General features: G+C 73.2%; 13 protein-coding genes. 3 read left to right on the top strand and 10 right to left on the bottom strand.

The features are described from left to right. Window positions 1-319 precede the first annotated feature (319 nt). The 6 genes from ACF09K_RS05230 to ACF09K_RS05205 all read right to left on the bottom strand — a co-directional run bounded on the left by ACF09K_RS05230 (window position 320) and on the right by ACF09K_RS05205 (window position 7,639). Complete coding sequence (locus tag ACF09K_RS05230; RefSeq protein WP_392241151.1) at window positions 320-1,732, bottom strand: FAD-dependent oxidoreductase; 1,413 nt, start codon at window positions 1,730-1,732, stop codon at window positions 320-322. 289 nt (window positions 1,733-2,021) lie between these two features. Next, the gene (locus ACF09K_RS05225) at window positions 2,022-3,197 is read right to left on the bottom strand and encodes an MAB_1171c family putative transporter (RefSeq protein ID WP_392241150.1); all 1,176 of its coding nucleotides are present in this window, start codon (window positions 3,195-3,197) and stop codon (window positions 2,022-2,024) included. Then, entirely contained in the window at window positions 3,194-4,582 is a 1,389-nt protein-coding gene (locus ACF09K_RS05220) for an MAB_1171c family putative transporter (protein ID WP_392241149.1), read from the bottom strand. Before ACF09K_RS05220 ends, ACF09K_RS05225 begins: the two co-directional genes overlap by 4 nt. 39 nt (window positions 4,583-4,621) lie before the next feature. Then, window positions 4,622-5,131: a toxin gene (locus ACF09K_RS05215; RefSeq protein ID WP_392241148.1), complete on the bottom strand. Its 510-nt coding sequence runs from the start codon at window positions 5,129-5,131 to the stop codon at window positions 4,622-4,624. Between the two features lie 487 nt (window positions 5,132-5,618). Further along, complete coding sequence (locus tag ACF09K_RS05210; protein WP_392241629.1) at window positions 5,619-6,983, bottom strand: MAB_1171c family putative transporter; 1,365 nt, start codon at window positions 6,981-6,983, stop codon at window positions 5,619-5,621. A 44-nt stretch (window positions 6,984-7,027) separates the two neighbouring features. Then, window positions 7,028-7,639, bottom strand: a complete 612-nt coding sequence (locus ACF09K_RS05205; protein ID WP_392241147.1) for a toxin-antitoxin system, toxin component family protein — start codon at window positions 7,637-7,639, stop codon at window positions 7,028-7,030. A 379-nt stretch (window positions 7,640-8,018) separates the two neighbouring features. Here ACF09K_RS05205 and ACF09K_RS05200 point away from each other — a divergent pair, with 379 nt between their 5' ends. Beyond that, window positions 8,019-9,533, top strand: coding sequence for an alpha-N-arabinofuranosidase (locus ACF09K_RS05200; RefSeq protein WP_392241146.1), 1,515 nt, complete (start codon window positions 8,019-8,021; stop codon window positions 9,531-9,533). A 64-nt stretch (window positions 9,534-9,597) separates the two neighbouring features. On the opposite strand, the gene chvE is transcribed toward ACF09K_RS05200, so the two are convergent. Beyond that, on the bottom strand, window positions 9,598-10,686 hold the full coding sequence (chvE, locus tag ACF09K_RS05195; protein WP_392241145.1) for a multiple monosaccharide ABC transporter substrate-binding protein: 1,089 nt from the start codon (window positions 10,684-10,686) through the stop codon (window positions 9,598-9,600). 555 nt (window positions 10,687-11,241) lie between these two features. Here chvE and ACF09K_RS05190 point away from each other — a divergent pair. Beyond that, window positions 11,242-11,898: a DUF4360 domain-containing protein gene (locus ACF09K_RS05190; RefSeq protein WP_392241144.1), complete on the top strand. Its 657-nt coding sequence runs from the start codon at window positions 11,242-11,244 to the stop codon at window positions 11,896-11,898. A gap of 46 nt (window positions 11,899-11,944) precedes the next feature. On the opposite strand, the gene ACF09K_RS05185 is transcribed toward ACF09K_RS05190, so the two are convergent. Continuing rightward, a complete protein-coding gene (locus ACF09K_RS05185) occupies window positions 11,945-12,187 on the bottom strand; it encodes a DUF397 domain-containing protein (RefSeq protein ID WP_392241143.1) in 243 nt (80 codons plus the stop codon). Then, window positions 12,184-13,029: a Scr1 family TA system antitoxin-like transcriptional regulator gene (locus tag ACF09K_RS05180; RefSeq protein WP_392241142.1), complete on the bottom strand. Its 846-nt coding sequence runs from the start codon at window positions 13,027-13,029 to the stop codon at window positions 12,184-12,186. Before ACF09K_RS05180 ends, ACF09K_RS05185 begins: the two co-directional genes overlap by 4 nt. Window positions 13,030-13,156: 127 nt before the next feature. On the opposite strand from ACF09K_RS05180, the gene ACF09K_RS05175 reads away from it, so the two are divergent. Continuing rightward, on the top strand, window positions 13,157-13,636 hold the full coding sequence (locus tag ACF09K_RS05175; RefSeq protein ID WP_392241141.1) for an ATP-binding protein: 480 nt from the start codon (window positions 13,157-13,159) through the stop codon (window positions 13,634-13,636). Between the two features lie 55 nt (window positions 13,637-13,691). On the opposite strand, the gene ACF09K_RS05170 is transcribed toward ACF09K_RS05175, so the two are convergent. Beyond that, the gene (locus ACF09K_RS05170; protein ID WP_392241140.1) at window positions 13,692-14,600 is read right to left on the bottom strand and encodes an NAD(P)-dependent oxidoreductase; all 909 of its coding nucleotides are present in this window, start codon (window positions 14,598-14,600) and stop codon (window positions 13,692-13,694) included. Window positions 14,601-14,656 lie beyond the last annotated feature (56 nt).

Below are 14,656 nucleotides of genomic sequence, written 5' to 3'. Positions count from 1 at the left end.
AGGCTGGGAGGCTGAGGGGGCGGTGCCGGGGTCGGACCCCGACCCGGCCCCTCAACCGGCCGTTCAGGGGGCACGACCGGCACGGCCGACACGACCAGCACGACTGGTACGGCCGACACGACTGGTACGGCCGACACGACCGCCGACGGGATCGGGCTTCGCCGGCCGGTCCGGGCCACGTCGGGCCGGGCCGGGCAGGGCCGTGTCGGTTCCGCCGGTCCGGGCCAGGCCGGGCCGGTCCGGTTCCGCCGGTCCAAGTCCGCCGTTCCGGGATGCCTCGAACGACGCCTCCTCGGGGTCTCCCGGCCGGGGCCCGGGGTCACCCCGCCCCGGTGCCGGCGGCCTCCAGGCCCCGCAGGATCCCCCGCTCCGCCTCGGTCAACGGCGGTCCCGCCGCCGCCCGCAGCGCCGGACCGCTCAGGGTCGCCAGCAGCGCCGCCGGGCGCAGCAGCCGTTGCGGCCCCGCCGTCAGGCTCGTGACGTCCCACAGCGCCGCCGCCGCGTCGTACGACCCCGTGGCCGTCCGCATCACCCGCCGGGTGAACCGGGTGACCACCCGGTCCGCGACGGTGGGGGTCCCGCCCCGCGTCCCGGGGAACCAGACGTCCTGGCTGACGGCCATCGTCCAGGCGGCCTCGACCGACGAGGCGGCCCCGCGCTGCACCCGCCGCGCGAGCCCCGCGGCGCCGGTCCCGCCGGCCTGCCGCAGTTCGCGGCCCAGCACCCGCGCGCCGAGCGCGGCGACGGACATGCCCTGCCCGTAGGCGGGGTTGAAGGTGGCCAGCGCGTCGCCGAGGACGACGAACCGCTCGGGCCACTGCCGCGCCTTCTCCAGGTACCGCCGGTGGTTGCTGGTGCTGCGGCTGACGTGGATACCGGTGAGCGGCTCGGCGCCCGAGATCAGCCGGCCCACGAGAGGGTGCGGCAGGTCGAGCGTGTACCGGAGGAACCCGTCGGGGTCGGACGGCGGTTCGCCGCCGCCCCGCGTCCCGGCGAGGCTGACCATCCACCGGTCGCCCTCGATGGGCAGCACCATGCCGCTGCGGCCGGGCACCCCCCGGTAGGGGTCGGCCTGGATGATGGTGAGCGGGAACCGCTCGGCGCCCTCGGGGGTGCGGTAGATCCGCGTGGCGTTGACCAGGCCCGCGTCGACCGTCTTCTCGCGGATGCCGGAGATCCCCAGCTCCGACAGCCAGGTGACGACCCGTGAGCCGCGTCCGCTCGCCTCGACCACGAAGTCGGCGTCGAGCACCTCGTCGCCGTCGGGAGCCGAGAACCGCACGCCGGTGACGCGCCGCGCGTCGCCGGTCAGGTCGAGCACCCGGCCCTTGCGGATCCGGGCCCCGGTGTGGGCCAGTACGGCGTCCCGGACCGCCCAGTCGAGCAGGGCCCGGCTGCACGTCATCATCCGCGGCCCCTCGTGGCGCCAGCGCCGGAACCAGCCCTCGGGCGTGAGGGCGACCATGCCGGAGCTGAGGGACACCTCGCGGGCCCCGGCGGCGAGCAGGTGCTTGCGCATGTCCACGCCCGGCACGAGGTCCTCCATGGCGGCGAGCCCGCCGGCCATGAGGAGGTGGGCGTGCCGGCCCTGTGGCAGGCCCTTGCGGTGTTCGGGTTCGTCGGGCAGGTCGTCCCGTTCCAGCACGGTCACCTCGTCCACGACGGTGGACAGGGCCGCCGCGGCCAGCATGCCGGCCAGACCGGCACCGATGACGACAGCTCTACTGGACATGGGGCTCCTCGTGCTCGGCCAGGAAGGCACACAGGGCGGACGGGGCGGACGGGTCCGACGCGGCGGGCACGGCGGGCGCGACCCGCACGACGGGCACAGCAGGCACAGCGGATACAGCGGATACAGCGGATACAGCGAGCACAGCAGGCACGGCGGGTGTCTCGGCTGGGGCAGGCCTCACGAGGGCGGGCATTCGGCCACCGCGGGACCGCCCGCACGGCCCGTGCGCCGCGAAGGGACCCGCCCACCAGGCCGTTCAGCCGTGCGGGCGCGCCACCGCACCCGGCATTCAGCCATGGAAGGCTTTCACCGTACCTTCACCCGCCGTGTCCGGCACCGGAGTTCGGGCCAGTTCCCGCGCCAGCTCCACCAGCCCGGCGGCGCCGGAGACCTCGGTGGCGTGCAGCCGGTGGGTGCTCGCCGTCGCGCACGGCGCCTCGCGCGCGGCGGCCCGCCGGGCGGCCTCGGCGAGCATGGCCGCCTCCGAGGCGATCCGCGCCTCGTGCGCGCCGCGCCCCTCGGCGAGGGCCGCGGCGAGCGCCCGCGCCCGGACCCGGTCGTCGAAGTAGGGGGCGAGGGCGAGGAGCGCGTCGTGGATGGCGACCTCCCGCCAGTGCAGCCGCTCCTCGGGCAGCCGCCACCAGGACACGGGCGGCTTGGGGGCCACCGACACGAACCCCACACGGGCCCACAGCGTCCGCAGCCGCCGGTGGTCCCGCAGTCCGCGTCCGTGGGCGACGGCCGCCGGCAGCAGCCGGGGCAGGACGTAGCCGGCGGAGCAGAGCAGGGCGCCGAGGGCGGCCATCGGCGGGGCCACGTCGGTGGACAGGAAGTCGAGGTCGTGGCCGGTCCAACGGGCGACGACAGCCGTGTACTTGGTCAGCTGGAAGCCGAGCAGGTCCAGCAGCGCGCCGACCAGGATCAGCAGCAGCCCGGTGCGCAGCAGGCCGGTGACCTCCCGGGCCCACTTCACGCACACCACGGCCATCGCGACGATGGCGGCGGTGTGTCCGAGCAGGTAGAGCACGATCATCTCGCGCATGTACGGCGTGTTCGCGTAGTGGGTGTCGAGGTCGGTGAGCCGCTCGACGGGCGCGTCGGCCAGCGCGAACAGCACGATCACGGCCACGATCAGCGGCCCGTACACGGCGATGCCGCCCAGTACCTGCCGCCGTACCCGCTCGGGCGGTCCGCCCCGCCAGTAGGCGAGCAGGATCAGCAGCGAGCAGCTGTACGCCGAGAGCATGCCGTACGTCAGCGGGGCGCCGAAGTTGGGGATGCCGGTGAGGTCGTTGACGGCGGCCAGGGTGACCGGCGCGGAGCAGACGAAGACGAGCGCGCCCAGGGTGATCGCGACGCAGGTGGAGACGGTGAGGGGGTTGCGCGCGGCCGAGCGGGGCCGGCGGAACAGCACGGCGGCGGAGAGCAGCAGGACGGCGCCGGCGAGGTAGACGACGAGGCTCACGCGGTCGGCCTCCCCTCGGCGCACACCGGCCGGCCGTTCGCCACGGCCCCCGCCACCACCCCCGTGACGACTTCCGGCACGGCTTCCGGCACGAACGCGGGCACGACCTCCGCCCCTTTCCCGGCCGAGGCCCCGGGCACGGCGTCCGGCACGGCGTCCGTCGCGGGCTCCGGGACACGATCGGCCGCGGTCCCGGCCTCAGGTGCGGCCCCGGCCCCGGCCCCGGGGGCGGTGGTGGCGCGGACGAGGGGGTCGCCGGCGAGGGCGTCGGCGATGCGCGCCAGCGCGGCCGGGTCCGGCGCCCGCTCCAGGAACCAGGCGGACTCCCCGGCGGAGCGGCTCTCACCGTCGTCCGGCCCGGCGTGTGCCTCCTGCCGCACGGCCGCCGCGATGACGGTCGCCCAGGCCGTCGCGGCGGCCCGCTCGGCGTCGCCGGTGCGGCGCAGGGCGGCCCGCAGCGTCGCGTCGTACAGCTCGCGGTCGACGTAGGCGTCCAGGTGGGTCAGCGCGTTGTGGATGCTGGTCCGGCGCCACACCAGCCGGGTGGCGGGCCGGGCCCAGCACGGCCGGGGCAGCCGCAGGGCGTGGCGGGTGAGGACGCCGTCCAGTTCGCGTTCCAGGGGCGCGAGGCGGGCGTAGGCGCGCCGGGTCCGCCGCAGTTCCGCCAGCCGGGGCCCGGCGAGCGGGACGAGGACGCCGACGACCGTCATGACCGCGCCGAGCCCGGCCGCGGCCGGGGAGGCGTCGGTGACCAGGGCGGACCAGTCGTGGCCGGTCCAGCGGGCGGTCACGGCGGTGAGCCTGGCCAGGCTGTACACGACCCCGCACAGCGAACCGAAGCCCAGCGTCACCAGGCCCGCCCGCAGCCAGCCCCGTACCTCGCGGGCCCAGCGCAGGGCGGACACGGTGGTGACGCCGACGGCGGCGAGGTGCCCGAGCAGGTAGAGCACGATCATCTCGCGGAGGAAGGGCGTGTTCGCGTAGTAGGTGTCCAGGTCGACGCGCCGCTCCACGGGCGCGTCGCCCAGGGCGAACATCGCGACGATGCCGAGGACGACCAGCGCGTACGCCAGGATCCAGCGCCGGGCCGTCCGGCGCACCCGCGGTCCGCCCCGCCAGTGCACGATCAGCACCTGGGAGGCGGCGCTGTACCCGGTGATCGCGGCGTACGTCAGCGGCGCGGCCAGGTTGGGGGTCGCGCCGAACCGGTTGACGGCGCCGACCGTGGGCGGGGCCCCGAGGAGGAAGCAGAGCCCGGCCAGGCCGAGCACCGCGCAGATGGACCGCAGATAGGGGTCGTGCCGGTGGCGCAGCAGGTCGGGGGCCCGCACCAGCAGCCCGAGCCAGAGGACGGCGGCGCTGACGTAATGGGGTAGGCCGTTCACCTTCGGGGTCCGTTCATCTGCGGGTTCTGCGGGCTCCGTTCACCTGCGGGTGCCACGGTAGTTGAGGGCCGCGCCGATGCGCCCGGCGATGTCCTGGGTGTCGTCGCCGCGGTCGGCGTACACGGAGTCGGCGGACGCCTCCAGCCAGGTGCGCAGCCGACGGCCCATCAGCATGCCGAAGCGGTCGGCCTCCTGCTCGTCGGAGAGGGTGAAGTCGCTGCGGGCGGCGGCGGCCGGAGGGGCACCGGGGACGGCGTCGGCGCGCCGCCGGTGCATGTGCCACACCTCGTGGCAGAAGATGACGATCTGGTGCCAGACGGCGGCCCGTTCGTCGATGACGACGTCGTCGTGGTCCTCGCCCTCCAGCCAGAGCCCGCTGGCGGTGTGGGGCGGGAACACGGCCCGGTGCACGACGATCTCGCGGCCCCGCCAGTGGGCGGCCGCCGCGACGACCGCGTCGAACAGGACCTCGGGTTCGGCCGGGACCGGCACCCGGATGGGGGCGATGAGGGTGTCGGCGAGGCGACGCATCTCCCTGTTCGTACGCACGGTTCTCCCCGTGGCTGCGCGGGCGTTCGGTCCGTGCAATATGCCAAGTCCCTCGCCGTTTCAGCTACCTTCACCCGCGCGGGCGGGAGAATTCGGCGCGAACTCGGCCGGGAGGAAGCGGCTGTAACGGATGAACGGGGTACGGCGCCCCGGAGCCGTTGGCCGAAAAGCTTCGCCGCCCGGCGCCCGCTCCCCGTGCCTCACCTGGGGCGGGGAGCCCCGCGCCCACCAGATCCGGCCTTTGTCGACGCGTGTGCGGGACCGGTGGACACCGCATGGAGAAGCCGCGTCCACCGCACGGCTCGGGCCCCGCCCGTGCCGGTCCCGCCCGTCCTGGTCCTGCCCATGGCGATCCTTCCGGTGCCGGTCCCACCCGCCCCGGTCCCGTCCGTTTCGGTCCCGTCCGCCCAGGTCCCCTCTGTCCCCGTCCAGCCCGTCCCGCCCGTGTCGGCGCCACCCGTGTCGGCTCCACCCGTGCGGGCCCTTCTCACCGGGCGCCGCCCGCCGGGGCGTCGGGGCGGGCCCCGCCGGCCGGGGTGCCAGCCCGGCCGGTGTCCCCCGCCCCCGCGGCGGCCCCCTCCGGCACGGCCGCCTTCTCCGGCACCTCGGCCTCCCGTACCGCCCGCTCCGGCACCTCGGCCTCCCGTACCGCCCGCTCCGGCACCGCCCGCACCGCGGCCTCCCGTACCGCCCGCACCGTGTCCGGCCGGCGCAGTGCGCGCGACACCGCGCCGATGTCCCGCAGCAGGTCGGTCGTGCCGGCCTCGTCGTCGGTGTCGCGCTCGTGTCCGCGGCTGCGGGCGTCCGCCGCGTCCAGCACGGTCACCGCGGCGGCCAGCGCCTTCGCCCGGTCCGGCGGGAAGCCGAGGGCGAGGGCGGCGTCGTGGGACCGTCGGCGCAGGTCCTCGTCGACGAACCGGGCCAGTGACAGCAGCCCGTCGCGGATGAACGTCTCCCGGCGGATCAGGCGCAGTTCGGGCGAGGAGCGCAGGACGCGGGGCACGCCGCCGCCGACGACCGTCTTCATCAGCGCGTACAGCGGCCGCAGTTCGCGCACGGCGTCCCTGACCTGCCGGCGGTCGTGCAGGTACTGGCCGGCGTGCGGAAGGATGAAGCCCACCGCGATCAGGATGGCGGACAGGCAGGCCAGCGGCGGCGCCACGGCCGTGCTCAGCCAGTCCAGGTTCCGCCCCGTCCAACGGCTCACCACGGCCGTCACCTTGGCCGCGTCGAAGACCAGCTGGAGCGCGTAGCCCACGCCGAGGAACTTCAGCCCCCAGCGCAGCAGGGCGTCGAGCCCGTCGGCGCGCACCCAGTTCCAGATCAGCGCGTTGGTGACCAGCGTGGCCGTGGTGTGCGCGAGCAGGTAGAGCACGATCAGTTCACGGGCGTACGGCGTGTTCGCGTAGTACGTGTCGAGGTCCCGCAGCCGTTCCTCGGGCATCTCGGCGAGGGCGAACAGCACCCACAGCGCGGCGATCACGGCGGCGTAGGTGCCCAGGACCCAGCGCATGGCGGAGCGGGTGCGGGCGGAGCGGTCGGACAGGCCGTTGCGCCAGGTGATGATCAGCAGCAGGCACGACCCGCAGAACGCGGTGAGCAGCGAGTACACCCAGGGCCCGGAGATGTTGGGCACGCCCGTGACCCGGTTGACCCAGGCGATCGTCGACGGCGCGACGAACACGAACACCGCGCAGGCGAGCAGCAGCAGGCCGCCGACCGCGCGCAGCAGCGGGTCGGTCCACAGCCGGATGATGCTGGGCAGTTTGATCGCCAGGGCGGCCGCGAGGATCCCGGCCGGGATCCACCAGAAGGAGGGGTAGAACTCGTTGACGAAGCCCGCCGGGGTCACGGCCAGCGGTTCGGCGAGCCGCGCCGCGGCGGGGGCCGGGGCGCTCAACGCCGGTCACCGCCTCCGCGTCCCCGGTAGCCCAGGGAGCGCTGCACGGGTTCCAGGGTGGCGGCGGTGCCGGCGCCGCCGTCCAGCAGGGGGCGCAGCGTGGCGGCGAGCCGGTGGCCGAAGTCGTCGGCCCGGGCCTCGTCCTGGGCGCGGGAGCCGTTGCGGGCGGCGACCGCGAGGGCCACGTCGCGCCAGGCGGGCCGTACGGCGAGGGCGCGGGCGGCCGCCGTGCCGGCGGTGCGGTGGTGGTCGTGTCCGGCGTGCAGGTGCCACAACTCGTGCCCGAGGATGACGAGTTGCTGTACCTCCTCGGCGCGTTCCTCCACGATGACGAGGTCGAAGTCCTCGAACTCGACCCACAGGCCGGTCACTTCGATCTCGTCGGGGAACCGCTCGAAGCGCAGCTCGACGGGGCGCCCGCCGCGCAGCGCCGCCATCTCCTCGCACAGCGCGCGGGCGATCTCGCGCACGCCGACCGGCGTCCGGGGCCGGGCCCGCAGCGCGGCGGCCAGTTCGCCGGCCAGCCGGCGCATGGCGGGGCCGGTTCTCGCGCGCCGCAGCGCCGAGGCGATCCGGGCAGCCGTCGTGCGCACGCCCGCGATGTCCATCCGCTCTCCCTTCCCACCGCCCCGCGGCAGCCGTTCCGAGGCTACGCGGCCGGACGTGTCCCCGTCACGGGGAACCGGGCGCCGATCGGGCGCGGGGCGGGGCGAAGCGGGCGTACGGCGGAAAGCGCTGTCGGTCCCGCGCCCCGAGGTCGCCGCGAGTCCTGTCGGAACCATTGACCCGGGGGCGCATCGAATTTACGGTCCCGTTCGAAGTGACGAGCGGGATCCGGCATACCGAACATCGGTGAGCCGGACACCACCGGACGGTGAGGCGGGACACGGGACGACCCGGAGCCGGCGCGCTCGCCTCCGGTGCGGGCCGGCCTCCCGGCCCTCCTCCCCCGCGTCACCCGGACGAGCCCGCCTGCGGAAGGAAAAGATGCGCACCGCCCGCTTCACCCTCGACCCCGCCTTCACCGTCGGCCGGGTCAGCCCCCGTCTCTTCGGCTCCTTCGTGGAGCACCTCGGCCGCTGCGTCTACACCGGCATCCACGAGCCCGGCCACCCCACCGCCGACGAGGCCGGCCTGCGGCAGGACGTCCTGGACCTCGTCCGCGAACTCGGCGTCACCACGATCCGCTACCCCGGCGGCAACTTCGTCTCCGGCTACAAGTGGGAGGACTCCGTCGGCCCGGTGGAGGACCGCCCCCGCCGCCTGGACCTGGCCTGGCACTCCACGGAGACCAACCGCTTCGGCCTCTCCGAGTACATCGCCTTCCTGCGGAAGGTCGGCCCGCAGGCCGAGCCGATGATGGCCGTCAACCTCGGTACCCGGGGCGTCGCCGAGGCCCTCGAACTCCAGGAGTACGCCAACCACCCCTCCGGCACGGCGCTCTCGGACCTGCGCGCCGCCCACGGCGACGAGGACCCCTTCGGCATCCGGCTGTGGTGCCTCGGCAACGAGATGGACGGCCCCTGGCAGACCGGCCACAAGACGGCCGAGGAGTACGGCCGGATCGCCGCCGAGACCGCCCGCGCCATGCGCCAGCAGGACCCCGGCGTCGAACTCGTCGCCTGCGGCAGCTCGGCGCAGTCGATGCCGACGTTCGCCGCGTGGGAGGCGACGGTCCTGGCGGAGACGTACGACCTGGTCGACCACGTCTCCCTGCACGCCTACTACGAGCCGCACGACGGCGACGTGGACTCCTTCCTCGCCTCCGCCGTCGACATGGAGTCCTTCATCGAGAACGTGGTGGCGACCTGCGACCACGTGGGCGCGCGGCTGAAGTCGAAGAAGAGGATCAACCTCTCCTTCGACGAGTGGAACGTCTGGTACATGTCCCGCTGGCAGGAGCAGGCGACGACGTTCGCGCAGGACGACTGGCCCGAGGCCCCCCGCCTCCTGGAGGACAACTACAGCGTCCTGGACGCCGTCGTCCTCGGCTCCCTCCTCGTCGCCCTGCTGCGGCACGCCGACCGCGTCACCGTCGCCTGCCTGGCCCAGCTGGTCAACGTCATCGCGCCGATCATGACCGAGCCGGGCGGCCCGGCCTGGCGCCAGACGACGTTCTTCCCGTTCGCGCAGGCGTCGCGCCACGGGCGGGGCGAGGTCCTCGACGTCCGGGTGGACTCGCCGACGTACGACACGCGGAAGTACGGCGAGGCGGACCTGCTGCACGCGACGGCCGTCCGCGCGGACGACGGCTCCGTGACGGTCTTCGCGGTCAACCGCGGCCGCACCGAGGCGCTCCCGCTGGAGGTGACCCTGAACGGCCTCGGGGTCTCCCGCCTCCTGGAGCACAGCGCGCTCGCCGACGCCGACCCGGACGCCCGCAACACGCTCGACGACCCCGAGCGGGTCGTCCCGCACGCGGTGGACGGCACGGCGGTCACGGACGGGACGCTGCGGGCGACGCTGGAGCCGCTGTCCTGGAACGTGATCCGGCTAGCCTAGGAATCGGCCGGCCCGCGGACGGTCTCCCCGGCCCGGCGGACGGGGAGACCGGTGGCCGCCGCCACTACCTGAGCTCGTCGGCGGTGTAGTAGCCGGCGAGGGCGGAGGCGTAGTTGCTCCTGTCGACGCTCGTCGGCTGGAGCAGGTAGGCGGGCACGGGCTTCACGCCGTTCTCGTAGCTCCGCCTGTTGTTGATCCTCGGCGTCCTGTCCTTGAGGATGTCGTCGGCCATGTTCGCGGCGACCGTGGCCAGTTGACGCAGGTCCTTGTAGACGGTCTGCGACTGCTCACCGGCGATGATCGAGCGCACCGAGGCGAGTTCGGCGTCCTGGCCGGTGACGACGGGGAAGGGCTTGTCGTCGGAGCCGTAGCCGTACGACTTGAGCGCGGACAGGACGCCCAGGGAGATGCCGTCGTACGGCGACAGGACCGCGTCGAGCGTCTCGCCGTCGTACGACCGGGACAGGATGCGCTTCATGCGCGACTCCGCGGTCGTCCCGTCCCAGCGCAGCGTGGTGATCTTCTCGAGCCTGGTCTCGCCGGACCGCACGACCAGCTTCCTGCTGTCCAGGTACGGCTGGAGGAGGTACATCGCCCCCTCGTAGAAGTACTTGGTGTTGTTGTCGTCGGGCGACCCGGCGAACAGTTCGATGGTGAACGGGCCCTCGCCGTCGTCCAGGCCGAGGCGGTCGATGATGTGGAGGGCCTGCTGGCGGCCGACCTGCTCGTTGTCGAAGGAGACGTAGTAGTCGACGTTCTTGCTGCCCAGGATGAGCCGGTCGTAGGAGATCACCGGGATGCCGGCGTCGGCGGCCTGCCGGAGCACGCCGGTCAGCGACTTGTTGTCGATGGCCGCGATGATCAGCGCGTCGACGCGCTGCTCGACCAGGTCGGCGATCTGCGTGACCTGGGCCTGCGGGTCGTCGTCCCCGTAGACCAGCTTGGTCCGGTACCCCTTGGCCTCGAGGTCCTTGACCATGCTCCTGCCGTCGGTGAGCCAGCGCTCGGAGGACTTGGTCGGCATGGCGATCCCGATCGTGCCGTCCCCGGAACCGGAGCCGGAGCCGGCCGCGCTCTCCGTGCCGCAGGCGGACAGGGCGAGGGCGAGGGAGGCGCCGGTGATGATGCCGAGGGCGGCTCTTCGAGTGCGCATGGTGATCGTTCCTTGTTCTTCTCGTCGTTGAGGGAGCCAGGTTCGCCGCGCCGTGCGGGGGATCCGGGCGCGCCGGACGGACCGGACCGCGGGGGAGGGCGGGGCGGGGGATCGGGCGGCATGCGGCGGTACGGCCGGGCATCCGGGTCTGGTCGACGCTCGCGATGCCCTCGCCGGTCTGCACCTGTGGGTACGCGCGACCGCCGCGCTACGGCATTCCGGTCACAGAGGTGCTGGTTCCGGTGGTGCTCAGGGTGCTGGCCTTCCACTGTTCGAAATTTCGACACATGGTCGGAATGTTTGCGTGACCCTAGGAGCGGGTGTGCCGAGTGTCAACGGTTTGAACAGGAACGGTCACGGAGAAGGAGGAGGCGCCGGGGCCTCGGGGTGCCGGTGTGAACGGGTCGGGGTGAATGGCCGGAGTTCGTCCTGGGCGCGTCCCGCGCGGCTCCCTACGATGCGAACGCCCGCCCCCTTCACAGCAACTCCATTGATTGTTCACGGAGTTGGTGTGGTGGGCGGGCTCAGCCACCCCCCCCGACACAGGGAGAGACCATGACAGGTGGGCTCCTTCTGAGCGGCGCCGTCGCCGCTCTCGTCACCTCCGCGCTTCCCGCGCACGCCCCGGCCTCGTCCTCCGGGTTCGTCGACCCGCCCCCGGACCGGATCGTCATCGACGTCGCCACGGTGAACGGCTCCGGCTGCCCGGCGGGCACCGCGGCCGTCGCCGTGTCCGAGGACAACACCGCCTTCACCGTGACCTACAGCGACTACCTCGCCCAGGCCGGCGGCACCTCCGACCCCACGGCGTTCCGCAAGAACTGCCAGCTCAACCTCGTCGTCCACGTCCCGCAGGGCTTCACCTACGCCATCGCCAGCGCGGACTACCGGGGCTACGCCCTGCTCCAGCCCGGCGCGAGCGCCGTGCAGCGGGCCTCGTACTACTTCCAGGGCTCGTCCGGCACGGTGTTCAAGAACCACACCTTCACCGGCGCCTACGACGACAACTGGCAGGCGACCGACTCGACGGACTGGGCGCAGCTCGTGTGGGCGCCCTGCGGGGTCCAGCGCAACTTCAACATCAACACCGAGCTGCGGGTCAGCGCGGGCACGTCGGCGCCGGGCAAGGTCAGCTTCATGACCATGGACTCGACCGACGGCGACATCAGCACGGTGTACCACATGGCCTGGAAGGAGTGCCCGGGCAAGTGAGCCGAACCGAGGGGGCCGCCCGTGCGGGTGCGGGCGGCCCCCTCGATCACCTGCCCGCGTGGGCGACGAACTCCGCCCAGGCGGCGGGGGAGAGGGCCAGCCGGGGGCCGTCCTTGTCCTTGGAGTCACGGACGTGGATGTGCTGGGGGAGGGTGGCGACCTCGACGCAGTCGCCGGAACCGCTGCTGCTGTAGCTGGACTTGCGCCAGTCCGGTGCGACCTCGACGCAATCGCCGTCGCCGCTGCTGCTGTGGCTGCTCTTGAACCAGGCCAGTTCGGACGTGCTCATAGGTCCCCTCGCATCCGATGCAACAGGCTCACGGAGTCCTCGATGCTCAAAGCCTGTGAACGCATCCTGGCATACCGCTGTTGCAGCACGCTGATCGCTTTCGGGTCGGATACGAGTTGTCCTGTCTCGGGAGCCTCCATGTAGGCGAACCACTTGTGCTTCGGTGTTTCCAGCAGCTGCATCGATCCGTGCAGTCCGGCGTGAGCCTTCCTCACCAGAGGCATGACCTGGATCTCGATGTTCCGAAGATCGCTCAAGTTCAGCAGGTGTTCGATGGCCCCGAAACTGACCTGCTTGCCGCCGGTCTGACGCAGCAGTACGTGTTCTTCGATGATGAAGCCGAAGGCGGTATTGGGCCGGTCTCGCAGCAGCTTCTGTCGTTCCGCTCGTGCCGCCCAACTGGCCTCGATCTGCTCGTCGTCCAGTGGCGGAAGTTCGTCGACGAACAACTGGCGTGCGTAGGAATCCGTTTGCAGTAGCCCTGGGATCATCCTGCACTCGTAGGTGTACAGAGTGATCGCCAGCTTCTCCATAGAAGCCCACCGCCGGAACCAAGCCGCCAGCCCAGGCTGCCGTACGAGGTGTTCCGCAGCGCGCCGTAACGCCCCCGTGTTCCCCAAGGCCCTCTCCGCCGCCTCGACGAAGTCGACGTCCGGCATGCGCCGGCCCAGCTCCACCGAGGCCACCGTGTGCTTGGAGAAGCCCACCAGCCCGCCGAACTCCTCCCGGCTCAGCCCATTGAACTCGCGCAGGGCCTGGACCACCGCGCCGAACGTCCGCAGACTGTCCGACGACTCCGGCTCGCCGCTCCCCGCACCCGCCGTCTGCCCGTCGACCACCATGGCCACCTCCCGCGCCCCATGGTCACGCGCCGTGACCAGTACTGTCCACCCGGTGACCGCGTACGCTCGCGCAGCGTACGCGGCTCTGACCTGGTGAACGACCCTCGGGACCCGTCACATTGGCGGCATGACAGTACGTCCCAACCCCCAACCCCTGGTTACCGTACGTGTGTTCGCGCAGCGGCTGAGTGCGACCCCGAGGGGCGCCCGCCTGGCCAGGCACCTCGCGCTGCACCAGCTGGAACGCTGGGGCGTCCCGCACGGCACGGACGTCTCCGACGCGGTCGCGGTGATCGTGGCGGAGCTCGCGGCGAACGCGGTGACGCACGGCCGCGTACCGGGAAGGGACTTCGAACTGCGGCTCCTGCTGATCCCGGGAAGCATCCGGGTCGAGGTCACCGACACCCGTACGGGTCCGCGCCCGCCCGGCCCCGGCGCCGTACGCCCGCCGTGCCCGCTCGACGAGGCGGGGCGCGGGCTGCTGCTCGTGGACGCGGTCGCCGCCCGCTGGGAGGTGCTGGACCGCGCGCCCGCGCCGGGCAAGACGGTCCGCGCGGAGGTGGACGTACCGGGCTGGCTCGGGATCGCGCGACGGGCCGGCTCCTGACCGGCGCCTGACCGATGTCCGGCCGGGGCCGGGAACCGGCCGGACCCGCGTGCCGTCAGCGGGGCTCGCGGATGCCGTCGATGATGCGGGTCCAGTTGTCGCCGCCGTGCCCGTCCTCGATCGCGCGCCGGTAGTGGGCCCGCACGGCCAGCGGGAGCGCGAGGTCGAGCCCGAGCGAGGTGCTGGTCTCGACGATGTGGTCGGAGGTGGCGCCCATCATGGTGACGGTGCTGAGGTCGCCGGGGTGCTCCCCGGCGTCCAGTGCGGCGCCGGGGTTCTTCTCGCCGGCCCGCAGCATGGCGCCGATCGAGTCGGTGAAGGAGAGCAGCTCCGGCAGGGCCTCCGCGGCCTTCATCCCCGCGGTGCCGAGCATCGCGGTGGCGTGCATCAGGCCGGACAGGGTGGTGAGGAACACCGCGAGCTGGGCCTGGTACATCATCTGGGCGAGGCCCGGGTCCTCGCCCAGGTACCTGGGCGCGCCGAGCCGGGCCAGCGCCGTCCGGTGCTCCTCCATCACCGCGGCGGGGCCGCTGTAGTAGACGTGGGCCGCCTCGGTGCCGACCATCGGCGCCGGGACCATGACGCCACCGGTGAGGAAGGCGGCGTCGTGGCCCGCGGCCCAGGCCGCCGCCTCGCGGGTGCGGTCGGGCGTGTCCGAGCTGAGGTTGACCAGGGTGCGGCCGGCGAGCGACGCGGTGGCGCCGTCGAGGACGTCGTACATCGCCCGGTAGTCGGTGAGGCTGAGGATCACGAGGCCGCTCGCTCCGACCGCCTCGCGGGGGGTCGCCGCGAGCGTCGCCCCGTCGGCGACGAGGCCGTCGGCCCGGGCGGCGGTGCGGTTCCAGACGGTGACGGGGTGGCCGGCGGCGAGGAGCGCGCGGGTCATGGCCTGGCCCATCGGGCCGAGCCCGATCACGGTGACAGGGGTGTCGTGGCTGGTGGTGGGGTGCTGTTGTCCGTTCACCCCTTCATGCTCGGACAGCGCCGCTAGGCTCGGAAGTACCCACTATTTTCTGCGGT

Origin of the sequence: Streptomyces sp. NPDC014882, assembly GCF_043081325.1 — a bacterium.
Classification (GTDB): Bacteria; Actinomycetota; Actinomycetes; order Streptomycetales; family Streptomycetaceae; genus Streptomyces.
The sequence above is the reverse complement of the archived record's forward strand: the minus strand, read 5'-3'. Positions and strand labels throughout refer to the sequence as shown.

Excerpts from the sequence above, each read along its gene's own strand:
- ACF09K_RS05190 (WP_392241144.1), top strand. The coding sequence starts at position 11,242 with ATGACAGGTGGGCTCCTTCTGAGCGGCGCCGTCGCCGCTCTCGTCACC.
- chvE (WP_392241145.1), bottom strand. The coding sequence starts at position 10,686 with ATGCGCACTCGAAGAGCCGCCCTCGGCATCATCACCGGCGCCTCCCTC.
- ACF09K_RS05230 (WP_392241151.1), bottom strand. The coding sequence starts at position 1,732 with ATGTCCAGTAGAGCTGTCGTCATCGGTGCCGGTCTGGCCGGCATGCTG.
- ACF09K_RS05200 (WP_392241146.1), top strand. The coding sequence starts at position 8,019 with ATGCGCACCGCCCGCTTCACCCTCGACCCCGCCTTCACCGTCGGCCGG.
- ACF09K_RS05185 (WP_392241143.1), bottom strand. The coding sequence starts at position 12,187 with ATGAGCACGTCCGAACTGGCCTGGTTCAAGAGCAGCCACAGCAGCAGC.
- ACF09K_RS05175 (WP_392241141.1), top strand. The coding sequence starts at position 13,157 with ATGACAGTACGTCCCAACCCCCAACCCCTGGTTACCGTACGTGTGTTC.
- ACF09K_RS05180 (WP_392241142.1), bottom strand. The coding sequence starts at position 13,029 with ATGGTGGTCGACGGGCAGACGGCGGGTGCGGGGAGCGGCGAGCCGGAG.
- ACF09K_RS05205 (WP_392241147.1), bottom strand. The coding sequence starts at position 7,639 with ATGGACATCGCGGGCGTGCGCACGACGGCTGCCCGGATCGCCTCGGCG.